The sequence below is a fragment of the Carnobacterium sp. genome, assembly GCF_040274425.1.
Genome location: NZ_JBEMBC010000193.1, coordinates 1 through 706 on the forward strand (window position 1 = coordinate 1; position 706 = coordinate 706).

The following is a 706-nucleotide window of genomic DNA, read 5'->3' on the forward strand; positions in this document are numbered from 1 at the left end:
CTTAAAAATAATCATAAAAGCTTGGATAACCTTTTGGCAAAGCATTACTCCATTGATTGATAGTCTTATCCGATCCACTAGCTTCTTTACGGAAAACATACCAATCTAGCGAATGGTAACCAACCATTAAGGCAGATAGTTTTCCAATATCCATTGTTAACATTGCTTCATTTTTTGGTGTTTTAACAATCGTTACTTGTCCTTCATGCTCAATTTTAAAGACTTGATTGTTCCATTCTGCTTGCTTGTCTTGAACATTCAGATACAGCGGCTCATCGATTTTTTCAAAAGGATAAGAACATAAGAAGCGTTCCACATCAATAATTCGAATCATTTTATCTTGTACAATTTGCTGTTGAAACTGCGGGTTTAAAAAAGCGGTTCCAAACGACTCTTGATTTGAAGCTTCTCCAATAATTTTTTCAACTTCTGCTGTATGTGATTGAATGAATTGCCACAGATTCTGTTGGCTTTCATAATTTATGGCATTAAAATCTAACAGTTCCAATGTTAAGTTTTGAATGTTATAACGAATGTATCCCATAACCTTTCCTAATTCATCTGTATATACTGCAAAGGAAGTACCAGATGTACGACGCAACAAGCGTTGCCACCAATCATCTTCTCGAATCAATCGCCCATTTTGAATAGCTATTTGTTCATTGTAAAATGTTTTTATCTTACTGAACCAATGATCAAAATCTGG

At 34.4% G+C, this 706-nt stretch carries 1 protein-coding gene; it reads right to left on the reverse strand.

The features are described from left to right. Position 1 precedes the first annotated feature (1 nt). The coding region (locus tag ABS911_RS15240; protein WP_350468252.1) for a GNAT family N-acetyltransferase at positions 2–706 on the reverse strand (705 nt) is incomplete at its 5' end.